A 14,836-nucleotide genomic window follows, 5' to 3' on the forward strand; every position below is an offset into this window, starting at 1 on the left:
AAACCCTTGTTCACATCTTTATTCACCGGCCATTATCCATTAAAAGGAAAACGGCTGGCCGACTTCATATTCATCTGATAAAACTAAAATTCCTTTTTCTTTAGGAGCATTCGGCAGCTCAAGCTCGCGAGCCGAACAGATCATGCCTTTCGAAGGAACTCCTCGCAGCTCCGCATCTTTTATAACCATTCCGCTTGGCATGACAGCGCCGATCTTGGCGACAACCACTTTTTGGCCCGCCTCCACATTAGGTGCTCCGCATACAATCTGCAATGTTTCATTTCCTACGTCGACTTGGCAGATGCTCAATTTATCTGCATTAGGATGCTTTTCCTTTTCTTTCACATATCCTACCACAAATTTAGGAGAAAAATCTCCTTCTAACGTTTCATCAAAACCGCACTCCTGCAAAATCCGGTTGATTTTGCCGAGAAGGTCTTCGTTCATGTCGACGGGGCCATTACCTTCAATTTCCAGGAATTTGGATATATGAAAAATATTATAACCAGCCGTTTCATTGGTTGGTTCATGATAAATTCTGGCCGCTTCTTTTCGCACGTCTACGGCAATTTCCTCTTGCGGAAAATCTTTGATCGATATTAGTAGAGTATCCCCTACACCTTTTCGATTATAAAATACGTTCACTTACGATCTTCCATCCCTTCATTTTCTTTTGTTTTTGGCTAAAATAAAAATCGGTTCCAGCTTGCCATTTTCATACAAAAATGACAAAGCCGTAATCGGTATCCGTCCGTTGGCAAAAAAGCTCATCGTCATATTAGCCAATATGTCATATCCGGTTTCATTGCGGATATCCCCGATGATCAGCACGTCTGCATGAGGCACGGAGACAGTCATCACACCTTCAACTTTCTCCTCCATCTCAGAAAGCCATTTTTCGTTTAAAATTCGGCTTGAATCATAACCGTCATTTGTATTTAAAAAATAAAAAACATTATCCGCTACCTCATCTTTTTTAACGGAAGTAGAAAGGGAGCGGGCGTTGAATTTCGCCGTCTCTCTCACTCTTCTGGCATCCCAGTTTTCCTTTTCCAACAGTTCCTTATCAATCAACCGATAAGTAGTCCCCATATCAAGGGCATAATATATTCTTGTTTCGGCCGTATGATCATCATACAAAAAAGGTACGCCTTCTTTCGCTTCCTTTGGAAAAGATGTGGAGCGAATAACCGGATAAATGTACTTTTCTCTTTCCGATAAGCTTGGTTCTTTTCCCATGACAGCCAGCGCTTCATTGACATAGTAAACAACCTCATCGATTGCTTTCTCTTTCATTGTTTCCCATCTGCCTAGAATGGGAGGGAGTGAAACATTGACCCCTTTTCTCGTTTCCTTGTCCTCGATTCGTAAAACATCTTTTTCCCGATCAAATGTAAAAAGGCGGTTTTCTGATTTTAATCGTTTTTCCAATTCCTTTCGCAGCGCTTTACTGTCCAATGAATTTTCCTCCTGTCCAAAGGAACTTATTTTTGGAGGCTGTCAATAAACTGATCCACTTCTTCTTTTGTTTTACGGTCTCTGCTGACAAACCTTCCAAGCTCTTTTCCGTCTTCATAAGCAATAAAACTAGGAATTCCAAAAACGTCTAATTGTTGGCAAAGGTCGATATATTCATCCCGGTCAATATGGACAAACGTATAATCCGGGTGCTCTGCTTCAATTTGAGGAAGAAAAGGTTCCAAAAAGCGGCAATCTCCGCACCATTCTGCTGAAAAAAGAAAAATGTGTTTCCCGTTATTTTTAAGTTCTTCAAATTGTTCTATTGATTTTAATTCTTGCATCGTTTATTCCTCCTGACCATTCTCATTTAATAAATATTGGAAATCGAATCCTTTAAAAACACACAGAGAAAGATACATCCCAATCTATCATAAGATTATCATAAACTGCCCAGTAAAATGAAGAATAGCGCTCACCATGCCGAAAAAAACTTCATTCGTTTTTTAAAGCCACCGAGCGCTTTGTTCTGATCGACAAGCAAAGATCTCTTTTGCTTGAAATTCGAAAACCTGCCAAGAGTTACCCAAAAAACAAAAATTTATTTCAACAAACAAACCGGGGGCTTCAATGGCTATATCCTTATAAGAATAAGATCTTACCTTTCATTCTTTCGGTACAGCCATTGTCCGAGGAGCAGCTTCATCACATGGAAAAACATGTCTTTTCTTGTGACAAGCCCGTTAGTAAAGATGCCTACAGCTCCTTCTTTTTCACGGATTTGTTTTCTGCGGCAAAATTCATCCATCACCGGTCCCAACTCTTCCCCCGCTCTTAATCTTTCGGCAATCTCTTTCGGCAAGAGAATCCGAGCTCCTCCGGCCACGAGGGACTCTTTTCCTTTTTCCGCCAGAGCTCCCCAGTTACAAAGCAAAAGACCATGCGGCGTTTCCGTTACGCCGCCTTCCAAACCGATTCCGACATCAGCATTTTCCGCCAACAGCGATCTTTCCGCTCGTTGAATGGCCCCTCTTATTGTTTCCTCATCCGAAAAAGGCTGATTGCTTACACCCGATTCGACGTCAACCGATAGCACTTCGGCACTCAGTCGTATAAATTGAATTCCTTCTTTCACGGCAGCTATTTTTGCTGCATTTTTTGACCCCACGGCTATTTTCATGGATAGCACTCCCTCTGTCTCAATCAAACCACTTTCTCTATAAATGAAAAACCTTTCCGTTCCGGCTGTCACATCTTTTTAGAAAAATCCATTCACGGATGGAATGTATTCCAATATTCCATTACCCGTTATTCCGAATGGCCTCAACCGTTGATTGATCACATGAACGAACTAGCTTAATCAATAATTCTTTGGCAGCTTGGTAATCATCTATATGAATCATCGAGGCATGCGTATGAATATAGCGGGAGCAAATTCCGATCACCGCACTAGGGACGCCTTCATTGGACAAATGCACTCTTCCGGCATCCGTCCCTCCTTGTGAAACAAAAAACTGATAAGGAATTTGATTCGATTCTGCCGTATCGAGAACGAATTCTCTCATTCCTCTATGAGTTACCATCGTCCGGTCATAAATACGAATCAAAGCCCCTTGCCCCAATTGGCCGAATTGATTTTTATCTCCGGACATATCATTGGCGGGACTTGCATCCAACGCAAAGAAAACATCCGGCTTAATCATATTGGCAGCTGTCTGCGCACCTCGAAGGCCGACTTCTTCTTGAACAGTCGCTCCGGAATAAAGCGTATTAGGAAGCGTTTCATCTTTTACTTCTTTCAACAATTCGATGGCAAGCCCGCATCCATAGCGATTATCCCAAGCTTTTGCTAAAATTTTCTTTTGATTTGCCAATGGAGTAAATGGACAAATCGGCACGGCAAACTGCCCCGGTTTAATGCCAATCCGTTCCGCATCTTCACGGTCGTCCGCTCCAATATCAATGAGCATATTTTTTATTTCCATCGGTTTTTTCCGCTGTTCTTCACTTAACAAATGGGGAGGAATGGATCCAATCACACCGATTACCGGTCCGTTCTCCGTTATAATTTGTACACGCTGCGCTAACAGCACTTGATTCCACCAGCCTCCCAGCGGCTGAAATCGGAGCATTCCGTTATCCGTAATCGAAGTAATCATAAATCCTACTTCATCCATATGACCAGCTACCATCACGACAGGTCCGTTTCCTTTTTTGACCCCAAAAATACTCCCTAGCCGATCTTGCACTACTTCATCAGCGTATTGAGAAAGCTGTTCCTTCATAAATGCACGTACAGCATGTTCATTTCCGGAAGCTCCCGGAAGTTCGGTTAATTGTCGAAACAATTCCAACGTTTCTTGATTCATGAGATCATGCTCCTTTTCGTTGTTGCGAAACTATGTACATCGTTATTTTACAAAACTTTGAAACCCTTTTCCAATTGAGCCTCCCCTGCCATATGGCGAATTTTTCAAATTCATGTATACTGAAAATAGTAACTTTTTTGGGGGTGTGCTCATGAGAATTGGGTGGAAGTCTTTTACATTAGGTGCAGTCGCCGGTGCAGCAGGCGCGTTGTTTGCCCAAAAAGCGGTAACGTCCTCGCCTACCGTTGCAGCTGAAAAGGTCCTTGCCCGCGTCAAAGAAGCCTTTAACAAAGAAGGAATCATTGAAGGGTCATGGATTCAAATGAAACCGGAACAATATCAAAAACTTGGAATTGACACAACTGTTTATAAAGGCGGAATTTCCAGAAGACGGGATGGCGAATTGGAGCAGTATGAATTTATTGCCGATGCCAGCACCGGAACCATTATGGACGTCTATCGCCTCTCCTGATCGCTCGCCAACGGGTTCGGTCCGATCGTTCCCGTTGGCACTGACAAAACGCTTTCCCACTTCGAAAACGGACAGTTGATTTGTGGAAAAATCATCTCTTTTTTTTTCGGTTTTGTTAAGGCCCCTTTTTAAAGCAAAACTTCATTCTCCTCTGCCTTTTTTGCCGGAAACTGCACTTCACAGCGATAAATTCTATTTCCTTTTTGCGAAAATTTTTCTTCATATTCGGTCATGACATTTTCTTGATAATCGCTGTTGTGAAGATCAAGACTCACATCCTTTAAAATAAGACCGTACTGCGAGAAGCTGACAAGCGAGTATTCAAACAATCCTTGATTATCCGTTTTCATATGGATCTCGCCGCCCTCCGCCAAAATTTCCTCATAGGCTTTCAGAAAATTTTTGTAAGTCAATCGCCGTTTTTCATGTCGTTTCTTTGGCCAAGGATCTGAGAAGTTCAAGTAAATTCTTTCGATTTCTCCATTGGCAAAAAAATCGGTTAAATGACCGGCGTTCACATTCAACAGCTTTACATTCGGCAATTCTGCCTCTATTACTTTGTCAAGCGCAGATACAATCACGCTTTCTTGCAGTTCAATTCCAATAAAATTGACATCAGGATGCAATCGAGCCATCCCCACAATAAACTGTCCTTTTCCTGTGCCAATTTCCAAATGGATCGCCTGATCATTTCCGAACATTTCCCGCCATTTTCCTTTTTGCTTTTCAGGTTCAGGAATCACATATTGTGGATATTGCCGAATTTTTTCTTTAGCCCAAGGTTTGTTTCGTAAACGCATTAAAAATCCCCCACTGTCTATTCGTTCATAATCTTCATGCATAAAAAAAAAAAGAATTCCCGACACTAAAATAAGAGAATTCCTTATATGATGCGAAAGAAAGGATGAGTGCCATGCCTTTAACATGGAAGGATCAAGCACAATTATTAAGAGATATTTTAAGCGACCATCAACTGGATTGTTGCGGAACCGTCTCGGAATGCGAACAGCTCGAAAGACTGGCAAAATCGTTGATGGCCAATGCAAACGTTGATCAAGGTGTCAAATCAACATTGCAGGAAATTTATCAATACAGCCAAGATGGTCAATATACACAACATTTGGATGAGCACATCCAAGCCCATCAAAACCACTTATCTCAATGGGTCAGCGATATAGACCAATTGTCTTAACACGATCATAAGATGTTATGGAGAAAGGTAAGCCAGCGGTTCATTTCATGAAAACGGCTTTTATCTTTATGCCATTGAATAGATAATATGGTTTGCATCACCACATACCATTTCATCCGCAATTGAAGGTGAGTAGTCAGTTCCATTCCGTACAACCTAAGCCACTCTTCCCAATCATTTCCGGGGATATAACAATATAGAAGCATGCCCAAATCAATGGCCGGATCGCCTATAAGAGGGCGGTCCCAGTCAATCAAATACAAACGATTGCCTTCGGAAAGCAGCCAGTTGTTATGGTTGACATCTCCGTGGCAAACGGCATAATCGTCATAGCGAATGAACTTGACCTTTTTTTGCAGAAACTCAAAGGCTTTTTGAATGGTAGGATGTTGCAGCAAATTCAAGTCAATTCCATCTTGGACTTCCAGCAACAGCTTTTCCGGCTGAACCGGGCGCTTTTCAAGTCGCTCCAGCATTGTCAAAAGCGGTTTAGATGTATGAATTTTTTTTAGTAATTTCGTCACCCTTCTGTCCACCATCTCATCAGGAGACAGCTCTCTGCCGTTCAACCAATGCTGGGCGGTAATCACATCCCCGCTTTCTAACCTTTTCGTCCACACAAGTTTGGGAACGATTCCCTCAGCTGACAAAGCAGCAAGAAAAGGCGAAGAATTTCGCTTTAAAAAAAGCCTCTGTTCTTCATGCTTGGCAAAAAAAGCTTCGCCGGTAAGTCCTCCGGCGGGGATAATCTCCCATTCTTGATCAAACAAATGTTCCAATTTATTTAATTTTATTTTGGCAGCTTTGTCCATACGCTCTTTTCCCGATTGATTATCCATCTTATTGCGCAATCCGATTCTCCTATATTTTTAAGCTTTCCGTCCGTTCGATCCAAACGGGCAAGCTACCACTGAATGAAATCATTCCAAGTAAAACGATCATACTCTATTCCATTCAGCTTTCCTTCAATTCAACATCCGCTTTTCAATTGAAACTACTTTTTAAATTTTATCTTCTTTCGAGTGTTTTCGTCAAGATGCCGTCCAAAACGACTTCAGCACAATGCGAAGGCAATGGTCCGACCAATGACCAATGGACTTCGCTCGAAAAAGCAGAGGGTCCCTTTTTCTCATCACAAGCAAAATAGGGGTTCGATTTTAAAGGACAATTGCCTCAAAATGACCGTTATGTCCAACTAACCATCAACAGTCCCCACTGACGGAAGTTTCGCTTTCCTCGTGTTGAAAGGATCTAAACTCATCATTTAAAAAAATAGAAACAAGTTCGCGCAAAAAAGACTTGCCGCTTTCTAAATTATTATTCTTTCCCATAGCATGAACAGAGACGATAAAAAAGATTCCTGCTATTGAACACATACATAGCAGCTAATAGGAGAAAGGACAAGCGTCTTTTCCACTTCTCGGATTGGTTGAATGCCTGCACGGTTCTCATCCGCAATCACTTTCCAAGCAGACTCGCCGGGAAGAGCCATTTCTCCAGACAATTCATTCGGATAAAACACGACGAGAATCTTATTCCAAGGTCCCTTGCCGCCCACGTCGTCCATTAAAACTGATACGATTCCCTCCCTTACTGTCCATTTTTTCAAATGCTTTCGGATCTCCTCAGCAGTTTGCAAGCGGAAAGCTCCATGATTTTTCCGAATTTCAATCAAACCTTTTATATAATCAACGGCGTCTTTATAATTCTCCTTCCTGCTCCAATCCAGCCAATTGATTTCATCTTCGCTGTTATAGCTGTTTCCAACCCCTTTTTTTGTCCGAAAAAACTCTTGGCCGCTGTGAAGAAAAGGAATCCCCTGGGAAAGCAAAACCATAGCAGTAGCTAAAAGGTGGCGGCGACGGTTTTCCTTCTCTTGGTTTGGAAAACAAGCCATTAACTTATCCCACAAAGTATGATTATCATGGCATTCGACAAAATTTACAGATTGCAGCGGCTCTGTAAATATTCCCGTTCTGCCTTCTAAAGGGATGCTTGCGCACACCGCATGGAAAGCTTTTTCATACATATCCAGCTTTCCAAGAGCAAATCCTTTATCCAAAAGATGAAATACGCCCCCCTTTATGGAGTCTCGGAAAAAATCATTAAACTGGCCAATTTCGGGAAGTACATGCTGATTATGAAGCGCAGCTTTATGCTGGCGGGCGAGCGGCGTCGGCAAATCCCATCCTTCCCCGATGATAAGACAGTCCGGCTTGTAAGAGCGAGCCACTTTTACTGCTTCTTTCATCGTTTCTACATCGAGAATACCCATTAAATCAAAACGAAACCCGTCAACATTATATTCTTTCAACCAAAACTCAATGGAATCCAGAATGAATTTTCGAGCCATCAGACGTTCAGAAGCAAAGTCATTTCCAACTCCGGTGCCATTGGACGGCCGCCCGTTTTCATCAAAACGAAAATAATACCCCGGAACAAGTTGTTCGAAAGCGGAGCTCTCCCGTTCATACAAATGGTTGTAAACAACATCCATTATGACTCGCATTCCTTCAGAGTGAACGGCTTCAATCATTTCCTTTAACTCTAGAATCCGATTGTAAGGGTTTTGAGGCTCACTTGCATAAGATCCTTCAGGTACGTTATAAAATAGAGGGTTATACCCCCAATTGTATGATTCTTCCGGTTTTTCGTCAGAAACGCCGTAAAAATCGTGAAAAGGAAGAAATTCGATATGGGTGATTCCTAAATTTTTGATATAAGATAAACCCGTTATTCCTCCCGTCTTTCCTCTCGTATTTTTTTCCGCAACTCCTAAATATTTTCCCTTGTTCTTTACTCCGCTGTCAGGATGAATGGTGAGATCTCTAATCGATGTTTCGTATATGATTGCATTGACGGGCGATCCAAAAGACGGAGGAGAAACTCTTTTAACATTGGTTTTGCCGAGATCGACGACGCAGCTGTACTCGCTGTTCAGACTGACTGCTTTTGCATATGGATCAGCCGCTTTTCTCCATTCTCCATTTATAAAAACTTCGTAATAATAGCAAGATTGTTCCCAATCGCCTTTCACGACAGCAGAAAAAACTCCTCGTTCTTCCCGAATGAGCGAAAACGTTTCCCAATTGATTGCCCCTCTTCTTTTTACATGGACTTTCGCCTCTATCGCTGCCGGCGACCATATTTTAAAAACGGTCCTTTCCTTTGTATAATGAGCTCCCAAATCTTTTCCCTCATAAAAAAACATTTGGTCGAACTCTTTCGTACGAATAACTTTGCCGACAAGTAATAACGTTTCTTGCCCTCTTTCATCCAAAATATAATGACTTTTCCCGAAAACCGGAACCACCGGAGATTCGCAACGATATGTTCTGCCGTATTCTGAATCCAGTTTCTCCAGTATGTTTAAGTCAATTGTGGCATCTTCCGTTTTTAGTCGAAAAGAAGACGATTCTCCTTGAAAGTAATCGTATGAAAGAAAAATAGTGAAGACATCCAACTCATCTTGGTAGGCATGAAACGATTGATTTTTAGGAAGCATACATCCTTCTTTCCTTTCCACTGTTTCAGTCCTTGCTCCCGCTTAACGGATCATTAGCCAAGGAGACGGTGCCGCCCATTCATTTATAAAAATTCTTTTTGTCATCCGAGCACTCTGAAAGTGGAAATGTTTTTATCATCATTTTCTTTACTGACTTGTCAACAGAAACCTATACAACGCTGAAAAATTACAGCCGGATGATGAAATTGATCCGATTATACAGCTAAAAGAATCCAGCTTTTGCCCCCTCTGATCGAATTTTATCTAACGGTCAGGCAGTTGGTGATAAATGAAAAGCACAGCTTTTGTGCTTTTCAAAGTGTTCTATCTTCTGCTTCATCTCCGATTCCAATTTCATGATCTGGCCATTCCGCCTCATCGTCCCACTCCGGCCTATTGATGCTGTTGGTTTCCGCAAATTCCAAAACGGTTTTGGCTGCTTTTAACTGTGTCATTTTTAACGGGGAACGGAACTCTCTCATCGATTCAAACCATTTCGGATAGCTTTTTTTATCGAAAATGTGGAGATCAAAAGGAGGAGATGGATAATCAATGTAGCCGTTTCGCGATATGACCGCTTTTTTCACCGGAAAATCCACATTGTACGTACGAAATAACTTAGACACGATGACCCCCATTCTTTGCAAAGAAAGAACCGGACTTAACACTTTTTTCTCTTTTTTTCCTATTTTTTTGATCCAGAATCGATCCGATGATCCAAAATAAACAGCCCGGTTTTCCTCCTCCAAAAAAGTAAGACACCATAGTTCAGTGGGCGTCAACAGGAGAACATCCAATTCGACCGGCGCCTTTTTCAAAGCCAATATCGGCTTATACATGACGAGAAACGTATCTGGAAATCTTTGCAGAAAATATTTTAAGCGTTCATCATAAAAATATTTGTAATCAATATATGATGTTTCTGTTAAAGTGGAACTTGCCCACTTGATTTGAAATTCAAACAGCTGATCGAGAAAAAATTGTTTTAACTCCAATTCGTTCATATTCGAAAGATCCATTTGAAAAAAGGGAGACTCTTTCTTTTCATTTTCCCCTTCATCCATCGAAAAATTCCTTTTTCGAAACATATTTTTCAATTTATGGAACATATTTGTTTTTTCCTTGTTCTCATCTTCATAAAAAAGGGATTCCTCTTGCGCCCACCCCTCATGCTCCTGTTTTTGCATTTCGCTCCAATTCACAAACTTGTCCCACTGTTGTTTTTTTAATCGGATAAATTGGGATGGGTAACGGTACACATCTTGTTGATATCGAGACACATAATCTTGGAGCTTAATTAACTGAGCCATTTCCTTTCGATTCCTTTCCTTCCTTATTTTCGAAACAAAACCGGACAATTTCTTCATACATGGGTGAACGGTCTAAATGGGTCTGATACAACACCACTGAGTCTGCTTGAAAAATATGGGAAGGTGGTTTGGCGTACAAAAAACCGGTTGCATCTGTAAACGAAATATCCCCATTCCATTTTTTCGCCAGCGTAATATGAGGGCGGAATGGTTTAGAATCCAACTGAAAACCTGCCTCTTTCGCAGCTTGGAATACTTGTTTTTGAATATCGAAGAGGCGGTTGTTCTGTTTGGTTCCTGCCCAAAAAATTCGGGGAGATTCTTTACGGCCGAATGTTCCGATAGAGTCAATCTGCACGGAAAAAGGCGGCGTTTTTTCGACGATCCGTTTTACTGTATCCACCGCTTCTTGTAACGGCTTTGGATCTGCGTCGCCTAAAAAAGCGAACGTAATATGATAATCGTTCGGGTGCACCCAACGTTTGAACGGCAATGAAAATTGGCGCCGCCAAGAATACAAATATTCTTTTGTTTCATCAGGCAGCCTTAAAGCAAAAAAATAATGAGTTTTCACTTCCACCACTCCTATGATTGGCCCTCCAGCACATGATGTCTAAAAATCGAGCCACTATCCCAAAATAATAATTACATTGTATCAAAAAATGGGAAAAAGTATAAAATCTGCAAAAGTTGATTAGACCTCTAAGAATAGGTATGATGAATAATGAAGATTAGAAAGGAAGGCGTAAACAATGAAGATCGTTCAAAACATAGCTGATCTAATCGGCGATACACCTTTGGTAAAACTAAACCGTCTTAATCCCAAAAACGGGGCCGATATTTACTTAAAGCTGGAATATTTCAATCCGAGCAAAAGTGTAAAAGACCGCGCCGCGTATAATATGATTGTGGAAGCAGAAAAAGCGGGACTGTTGAAAAAAGGATCCACCATTATTGAACCAACGAGCGGCAATACCGGCATTGGTCTAGCGATGAATGCAGCGGCTAGAGGATATCGCGCCATTATCGTGATGCCGGATTCCATGACAAAAGAGCGCATTAACTTATTAAAAGCATACGGCGCCGAAGTCGTTCTGACTCCAGGAAACGAAAAAATGCCCGGAGCCATCAAAAAGGCGAAAGAATTGGCTGAGGAAATACCAAATAGCTTTATCCCCATGCAATTTGAAAATCCCGCCAACCCGGATGCCCATCGCCGCACTACCGCTATCGAAATCGTTGAGGCCATGAAAGAACTCGGAAAAGAGTTGACGGCTTTTGTAGCGACATCCGGTACTGGAGGAACGATTACCGGAACCGGTGAAGTACTGAAGGAACACTATCCCAATCTCAAAGTCCATGTTGCCGAACCTTATGGATCGCCGGTATTATCGGGCGGAAAACCAGGAAAACATAAACTTGTAGGGACAAGTCCGGGATTTATTCCTGCCACCTTGAATACGGAAGTATATGATCAAATCCATTTAGTAAAAGATGAAGAAGCATATGAAATGACCCGCAAGTTGGCCAAAGAAGAAGGTATTCTTGTCGGTCCTTCATCCGGTGCTGCTTGCTTTACTGCCATCAAAGTAGCAAGCGAGCTTTCAAAAGATGACGTCGTTGTTTGTATGACAGCTGATACAGGCGAACGTTATTTATCAAGCGATCTTTTCCGATATTAATCATTCGTGCCTGTCCACCAGCAGTATTCCTTACTCCCCAAGGAATATGCTGGACCCATCAAAAATAACGGAAAAACCACGTTTTTGCCGAACCTTTTGGTGGGGTATTTTTCCATCTATATTTTTGCCCGGAATCCGCAAGGGGTCACATTCATAAAAAAAGCCAAAGCCTTCTATCCCTTCTGAAAAGCTTTGGCTAAACCACTATTCTTTCTTTTTCTGTTCTATCTCTATCCTTCAGTAATTTTACTTAAAGCTTCGATTTCTTTTTCTAACAACTCCTGTATTTTTAACGTAACCGCACCTGGTTTTCCATCAGCCACCGGCTTCTCGTTTACTTCCACAACAGGAAGAACTTCGGACGTAGTGGAAGTAAGAAATACTTCATCTGCTTGCAGCAGTTCTTGTTTCGTAAACGGCTTTTCGTCCACTTGAATGCTGTTTGCTTGGCATAACGAAATGACTACCTGCCTAGTAATTCCGTTTAAAATCAAGTTGTTTGCCGGATGTGTTTGCACAACTCCGTTTTTCACAATAAAAATATTGGAAGAGGCGCCTTCCGTTACAGTTTCTCCACGATGAAGCACCGCTTCATAGCACCCCTCGGAAGCCGCTTTTTGCTTTGCCAGCAAATTCCCCAGCAAATTTAAACTTTTAATATCGCATCGCAGCCAGCGAATATCTTCCACAAACAGCGCTTTCACGCCATATTTTCTTTCCTTGTCAGGCCTTTCGAATGATTTAGTATATGCCACCACGACAGGTAAAACGCTTGAATCAGGAAAGGCGTGAGCTCTAGGAGACGCACCGCGTGTCAATTGTAAATAGACGCTTCCTCCATCCAACTCATTTTTGTCAATTAATTCTTCAAGCAAGGCTTTCCATTCATCATTTGTATAAGGATTTTGAAGGGAAATTTTTTCCGCACTTGATTGAAGGCGAGACAGATGCTGATCGACAGCAAACATTTTACCATGATAAACCCTGATGACTTCATAGATTCCATCGCCAAATTGATAGCCGCGGTCTTCAATATCCACTTTGGCTTCTTTTCTCGGGAAAAACTCCCCATTTAACAGCACCCATTCCATCGGTATCTCCCCCATTCCCTCTTCATTGAAAACTCAATCAAATCAATCCAATTGCCGTCAGCTTTTTCTATTATCTTGTTAATTCATATATGGCTTGAGCATAAATCGCGGTTGCTTTCCATAAATCTTCTAAAAGCATATACTCATCTTTTTGATGGGCGACGTCCGGTCTTCCTGGAAAAAGAGCTCCAAAAGCAACCCCCGTATCAAGCGAACGTGCGTACGTTCCTCCGCCAATGGCCAAAAGTTCCGCTTTTTCACCGGTTTGCTGTTCATATACATTCGCCAACGTTTGAATAAACGGATGGTCTTTGTCTACATGATGAGGTTTGCTGTCAGAGAAATTTTCAATGGCCAATCCCTTTTCACGAAGACTGTTTTTTAGCTGATCTATACGATCTTTAAGAGGAAAGGTGACAGGATAACGCATACTGATTCCTATTTTTCCTCCACGATTCCGGTCAAAAGAAAGAATGCCAGCATTCAACGATAATTTGCCTGTTATATCATCTTCATAAGCGAGGCCTAATGAATCTCCTGTGAAATCTTGATGAAAATAATGAGAAACAAATTGGAAAAAATCTTTTTCGTATTTTGGCAGATCTAAACGAGATAAGAAATCACATAAATACAAACCCGCATTTTTTCCTTTTTCAGGCTCCGAGCCATGCACGGATATTCCTTCCATTTCCAGGACCAGATCGCCTCTGTCCATGAAATACTTGCCCTGCAAACCGTTTTCTCTCAAATAATCAGAAAACTGCTGCAAAATTTTTGTTTCCCCATGATGAATCATCAAAACCGCTTTTGCGTGATCAGGGACCATATTATACCGTCTTCCCGATTGAAAGGAGAGCACTTCTACCTCGCTTTCAGCCGCATCCTTCTCTTTTGCCGCTTGCACGATATCAAAATCAGCAATTCCTTTTTCTGCATAAATTATAGGAAAATCCGCGTCGGGAGCAAATCCAAAAGTCGGCATTTCCTCGACCTGAAAATAATGGTCGACACAGCGCCAATCGCTCTCTTCATCCGTTCCGATAATCATTCGAACCCGTTTGTTAATCGGCACTCCAAGATCCTTAACAATTTTCATCGCATAATAAGCCGCCATCGTCGGACCTTTGTCATCGATGGAGCCACGCCCAAATATTTTTCCGTCTTTGATTTCCCCGCCGAACGGCTCTACAGACCAGCCGTCTCCTTCAGGAACAACATCTACGTGACAAAGGATTCCTAAAAGCTCATCCCCTTGGCCAAATTCAATATGACCTGCCACATTTCCGACATTGCGGCTGCTGAATCCATCTCTTTCTCCCAATTTCAGCATAAAATTAAGCGCTTCTTTTACTCCTTTTCCTAACGGAGCGTCACTCGTCGCATGGCTTTCATCCAAAACGCTTTTTATTTGAATCAATGATTGCAAATCGCGAATCAATTCCTCTTTTCTTTTTTCGACTTCTTCGTTCCAACGAATTTCAGCCATATTTTGTTCTCCTTTAACTCTTTACTTTCTTCTTTTATTTTACTCTTCCCGGCCTGCAAAAAAAACATTTCGCCATTGAAAAAACCTTTAATCAAAAACTGCTATTTTACGACAACGGGATAAATTATCCACATTTGGGGCAAAATTTCAGTAAATTCAAGTTTTTTTTATAGTAAAATATCACCTAAAGGGGTATAATGTAATTATCAGACATCTTAAATTTCTTTGCAAAGGAGTTGTCTGAAACGAAAATCGTTACATAAAAATATAC

At 41.6% G+C, this 14,836-nt stretch carries 15 protein-coding genes; 3 read left to right on the top strand and 12 right to left on the bottom strand.

The features are described 5' to 3' along the window. Positions 1-39 precede the first annotated feature (39 nt). The 5 genes from ytpR to NST12_RS12495 all read right to left on the bottom strand — a co-directional run bounded on the left by ytpR (position 40) and on the right by NST12_RS12495 (position 3,827). A complete protein-coding gene (ytpR, locus tag NST12_RS12475; protein WP_327803744.1) occupies positions 40-645 on the bottom strand; it encodes a YtpR family tRNA-binding protein in 606 nt (201 codons plus the stop codon). An 18-nt stretch (positions 646-663) separates the two neighbouring features. Continuing rightward, positions 664-1,458, bottom strand: coding sequence for a DUF1444 domain-containing protein (locus tag NST12_RS12480; RefSeq protein ID WP_003355689.1), 795 nt, complete (start codon positions 1,456-1,458; stop codon positions 664-666). A 26-nt stretch (positions 1,459-1,484) separates the two neighbouring features. Then, on the bottom strand, positions 1,485-1,802 hold the full coding sequence (locus NST12_RS12485; RefSeq protein ID WP_003355690.1) for a thioredoxin family protein: 318 nt from the start codon (positions 1,800-1,802) through the stop codon (positions 1,485-1,487). 314 nt (positions 1,803-2,116) lie between these two features. Further along, positions 2,117-2,638, bottom strand: a complete 522-nt coding sequence (locus NST12_RS12490; protein WP_048623849.1) for a DUF84 family protein — start codon at positions 2,636-2,638, stop codon at positions 2,117-2,119. A 121-nt stretch (positions 2,639-2,759) separates the two neighbouring features. Continuing rightward, positions 2,760-3,827, bottom strand: coding sequence for a M42 family metallopeptidase (locus tag NST12_RS12495; RefSeq protein WP_327823849.1), 1,068 nt, complete (start codon positions 3,825-3,827; stop codon positions 2,760-2,762). A 157-nt stretch (positions 3,828-3,984) separates the two neighbouring features. Here NST12_RS12495 and NST12_RS12500 point away from each other — a divergent pair, with 157 nt between their 5' ends. Beyond that, entirely contained in the window at positions 3,985-4,299 is a 315-nt protein-coding gene (locus tag NST12_RS12500; protein ID WP_040342037.1) for a PepSY domain-containing protein, read from the top strand. Between the two features lie 128 nt (positions 4,300-4,427). On the opposite strand, the gene trmB is transcribed toward NST12_RS12500, so the two are convergent. Continuing rightward, positions 4,428-5,099 carry a tRNA (guanosine(46)-N7)-methyltransferase TrmB gene (gene trmB, locus NST12_RS12505; RefSeq protein ID WP_048623851.1) on the bottom strand — a complete coding sequence of 224 codons (672 nt, stop codon included), beginning with the start codon at positions 5,097-5,099 and terminating at the stop codon, positions 4,428-4,430. Positions 5,100-5,212: 113 nt separating this feature from the next. Here trmB and NST12_RS12510 point away from each other — a divergent pair, with 113 nt between their 5' ends. Beyond that, complete coding sequence (locus NST12_RS12510; RefSeq protein ID WP_003355696.1) at positions 5,213-5,491, top strand: YtzH-like family protein; 279 nt, start codon at positions 5,213-5,215, stop codon at positions 5,489-5,491. 5 nt (positions 5,492-5,496) lie between these two features. On the opposite strand, the gene NST12_RS12515 is transcribed toward NST12_RS12510, so the two are convergent. The 4 genes from NST12_RS12515 to thpR all read right to left on the bottom strand — a co-directional run bounded on the left by NST12_RS12515 (position 5,497) and on the right by thpR (position 10,880). Then, complete coding sequence (locus tag NST12_RS12515; protein WP_048624514.1) at positions 5,497-6,270, bottom strand: phosphotransferase family protein; 774 nt, start codon at positions 6,268-6,270, stop codon at positions 5,497-5,499. A gap of 584 nt (positions 6,271-6,854) precedes the next feature. Next, positions 6,855-8,996 (bottom strand): type I pullulanase, encoded by a 2,142-nt coding sequence (gene pulA, locus NST12_RS12520; RefSeq protein WP_341101408.1) that lies wholly within the window; start codon positions 8,994-8,996, stop codon positions 6,855-6,857. Positions 8,997-9,310: 314 nt separating this feature from the next. Next, on the bottom strand, positions 9,311-10,306 hold the full coding sequence (locus NST12_RS12525; RefSeq protein ID WP_270583289.1) for an NERD domain-containing protein: 996 nt from the start codon (positions 10,304-10,306) through the stop codon (positions 9,311-9,313). Next, entirely contained in the window at positions 10,290-10,880 is a 591-nt protein-coding gene (gene thpR, locus NST12_RS12530) for an RNA 2',3'-cyclic phosphodiesterase (RefSeq protein ID WP_244878007.1), read from the bottom strand. The genes NST12_RS12525 and thpR overlap by 17 nt, the downstream gene beginning before the upstream one ends. Positions 10,881-11,058: 178 nt before the next feature. Here thpR and cysK point away from each other — a divergent pair, with 178 nt between their 5' ends. Further along, entirely contained in the window at positions 11,059-11,988 is a 930-nt protein-coding gene (cysK, locus tag NST12_RS12535; protein WP_327803737.1) for a cysteine synthase A, read from the top strand. Between the two features lie 230 nt (positions 11,989-12,218). On the opposite strand, the gene dat is transcribed toward cysK, so the two are convergent. Both dat and pepV read right to left on the bottom strand, forming a co-directional pair. Beyond that, positions 12,219-13,079: a D-amino-acid transaminase gene (gene dat / locus NST12_RS12540; RefSeq protein ID WP_327823847.1), complete on the bottom strand. Its 861-nt coding sequence runs from the start codon at positions 13,077-13,079 to the stop codon at positions 12,219-12,221. A 70-nt stretch (positions 13,080-13,149) separates the two neighbouring features. Further along, a complete protein-coding gene (pepV, locus tag NST12_RS12545) occupies positions 13,150-14,565 on the bottom strand; it encodes a dipeptidase PepV (protein WP_341101410.1) in 1,416 nt (471 codons plus the stop codon). Positions 14,566-14,836 lie beyond the last annotated feature (271 nt).

The organism is Bacillus sp. FSL W8-1127 (assembly GCF_038006725.1).
GTDB classification, from domain to species: Bacteria; Bacillota; Bacilli; order Bacillales; family DSM-4216; genus Bacillus_O; species Bacillus_O smithii.